3 protein-coding genes are annotated in these 3,086 nt (G+C 68.2%); 1 reads left to right on the top strand and 2 read right to left on the bottom strand.

All coding sequences use genetic code 11. The features are described from left to right. Both glyS and ACFDS6_RS16895 read right to left on the bottom strand, forming a co-directional pair. Window positions 1–1,280: glycine--tRNA ligase subunit beta (glyS, locus tag ACFDS6_RS16900; RefSeq protein ID WP_375273244.1), on the bottom strand; the 1,280-nt coding region annotated here is incomplete at its 3' end. Window positions 1,281–1,339: 59 nt separating this feature from the next. Then, window positions 1,340–2,248, bottom strand: coding sequence for a glycine--tRNA ligase subunit alpha (locus tag ACFDS6_RS16895; RefSeq protein ID WP_375273243.1), 909 nt, complete (start codon window positions 2,246–2,248; stop codon window positions 1,340–1,342). Window positions 2,249–2,392: 144 nt separating this feature from the next. On the opposite strand from ACFDS6_RS16895, the gene ACFDS6_RS16890 reads away from it, so the two are divergent. Next, window positions 2,393–3,086: TraB/GumN family protein (locus ACFDS6_RS16890; protein ID WP_375273242.1), on the top strand; the 694-nt coding region annotated here is incomplete at its 3' end.

The raw sequence follows: 3,086 nt of genomic DNA, 5'->3' as shown, positions 1-3,086 counted from the left end.
TAGCCGCCCATCAGGCCCTGTAGCTCGGGGAACTCGCCGACCATGCCGGTGACGAGGTCGGCCTTGCACAGGCGCGCGGCGTCGTAGGCGAGGGTGGCCAAATGCTCCCTCTCACCATCGCGGAGAGGGCTGGGGTGAGGGGCTGAGGCGGGCGTTGCGCTTCCGGACTGCCCCTCTCCCAAACCCTCTCCCCGGCGGGGAGAGGGCTTAATGATGCCTTCCTCTACCAGCCAGCGGGCTAGTTTGGCGACGCGGTCTACCTTGTCGGCGACGGTGCCTAGTTTCTCGTGGAAGACAATCTTCTCTAGCTTCTTGGCCTGCTCCTCCAGCGGCACTTTGAGGTCGGTGTCGTAGAAGAAGCGCGCGTCGGCGAGGCGGGCGGCGAGGACCTTGCGGTTGCCTTCGACGATCTTCGCGCCGCCGTCGGTCGCGTCGATGTTGGCGGTGCAGATGAAGGCGTCGGCGAGCTTTCCGTCGGCATCGCGGCAGACGAAATACTTCTGGTTCACGCGCGCGGTGAGCTGGATCACTTCGGCCGGCACGTCGAGGAAGGCGGGGTCGAAGCGGCCGAGCAGCGGCACGGGCCATTCGGTCAGCCCGGCATTCTCGGCGACCAGCCCCTCGTCGGGGACGAGGTCGAGGCCGGCGTCGGCGGCGAGTGCGGCGGCGCGGGTGCGGATCGTCGCGGCGCGCTCGTCCTGGTCGACGATGACGTGGCACATGCGCAGCTTGTCGGCGTAATCGGCGGCCGAGCCGATCGTGATGGCGCCGGGATGATGGAAGCGGTGGCCGTAGGTGACCGCGCCGCTGTCGATCCCCGCGATCGTGACGGGCACCACCTGCTCGCCGAACAAGGCGACGATGCCGTGGAGCGGGCGGACCCAGCGCAGCGACTCGGTCGAGGCGGACGCGTCGCCCCAGCGCATCGACTTGGGCCAGGGAAAGGCACGGATGATGGCGGGGATGGACTCGGCAAGCACGTCGGCGGTGGCGCGGCCGGGCTTCTCGGTCACCGCGAAGAAGACACCGTTGCGCTCGGTCAATTGCTCGCGCGTCAAGCCGGTCTTGCGGAGGAAGCCGTCGAGCGCCTGCGGCGGGGCGCTGGTCTTGGGGCCCTTCACTTCCTCGCTGACCGCCTCAGTCGCCAGCGGCAGGTCTCGCGCGATGAGCGCGAGGCGGCGCGGGGTGGCGTAGGTGACGATCTCGGCGGCGGCCAGCCCGGCACGGGCGAGTTCGGCGGCGAACAGGCGCGACAAATCCTCGCGTGCCTTCGCCTGCATACGCGCGGGGATCTCCTCCGAGCGGAGTTCGAGCAGGAAGTCGTTCTGGGCGGCGAGGGTCACAGGCTCCACTCCGGGTAGCGCGCCTGCCAGGCGGGCGTCATCTTCTCGATCTGCGCGGCGCAGGCGCCCTTCGCGAGGTCGCGGACGCGGCCCATGTACGCCTGCCGCTCGGCGACCGAGATGACGCCGCGCGCCTGCAACAGGTTGAAGACGTGGCTCGCCTTGATCGCCTGCTCGTAGGCGGCGATCGGAAGCTTGGCATCGAGTGAATTCTCGCACTCGGCGACGTGCTTGCGGAAGGCGTCGAACAGCGCGTCGGTGTCGGCGACCTCGAAGTTCCACTTGGACATCTGGCGCTCGTTCTCGAGGAACACCTCGCCGTAGGAGACCCCGGCGTCGTTGAACGCGAGGTCGTAGACGTTGTCGACGTCCTGGATGTACATGGCGAGGCGTTCGAGCCCGTAGGTCAGCTCACCCGCAACCGGCTTGCAGTCGAAGCCGCCCATCTGCTGGAAATAGGTGAATTGCGTCACCTCCATGCCGTCGCACCATACTTCCCAGCCGAGGCCCCAGGCGCCGAGCGTCGGGCTCTCCCAATCGTCCTCGACGAAGCGGATGTCGTGGGTGGAGACGTCGACGCCGATCGCGAGCAGGCTGCCGAGGTAGAGTTCCTGCAGGTCGGGCGGGCTGGGCTTCAGGATCACCTGATATTGGTAATAATGCTGGAGCCGGTTGGGATTCTCGCCGTAGCGACCGTCGGTCGGGCGGCGGCAGGGCTGGACGAAGGCGGCGTTCCACGGCTCGGGCCCGAGCGCGCGCAGGGTAGTGGCGGGGTGAAAGGTGCCCGCGCCCATCTCCATGTCGTAGGGTTGCAGGATGAGGCAGCCGCGCTCCGACCAGTACTGGTGGAGCCGCAGGATCATCGACTGGAACGAGAGCGGGCGGTTGGTTGGTGTCTCGGTCATGACGCGGCGTGCTCTGGCGCAAGCGTGCGGGCGAGGCAAGGATATGGGACGCGTCCCGTTCGGGGGCGGTTCAGTTGCGGGTGGCATAGACGCACCGCATATCCGCGCTTCCCTTGCCCGAAGGCCGCTTGCATGAATCCCGTGATGAAGACCCTGACCTCCGCCTTCGCGCTGCTGCTGGCGCTGCCCGCCTGCGCCAAACAGGCGCCCGCCCCCGCGGTCGCGGCGAGCGACGCCGATCCTGCCTTGTGGGTGGTGAAGGACGCCGACACGACGATCTACCTGTTCGGGACGATCCACGTGCTGAAACCCGGGCTCACCTGGTTCGACGAGGCGGTGAAGACCGCGTTCGACCAGTCGGGGACGCTGGTGCTGGAGATGGTCGAGCCCGACCAGGCGACCGAGCAGAAGGTGGTGCTGGCCAAGGCGTTCGCGCCCGACCAGCCGCCGCTGACGCAGCAGGTGGCGGTGAAGTATCGCGGCACGCTGACGAGCACGATGGCGGCGGGCAAGGTGCCGGCCGCGACCTACGAGAAGATGCGGCCGTGGTTCGCGGCGGTGACGCTGTCGCTGCTGCCGGTGCAGAAGTCGGGCTATGGCGCCGCCAACGGCCCGGAGCAGGTGCTGTCGGCGGCGGCGAAGGCGGCGGGCAAGCCGGTGATGGGGCTGGAAACGTTCGAAGGGCAGCTCGGCATCTTCGACGCGTTGTCGAAGCCCGCGCAGGTCAGGCTGCTGGAAAGCACGATCGACGAGCTGCCGACCGCCAACGCGACGATGGACAAGATGGTCGCCGACTGGTCGCGCGGCGACCCCGACGCGCTGGCGCGCGAGATGAACA

The organism is Sphingomonas sp. (assembly GCF_042095875.1).
Classification (GTDB): Bacteria; Pseudomonadota; Alphaproteobacteria; order Sphingomonadales; family Sphingomonadaceae; genus Sphingomonas.
Note: the sequence above shows the minus strand (reverse complement) of the source record. Positions and strands in the feature narration are given on the sequence as shown.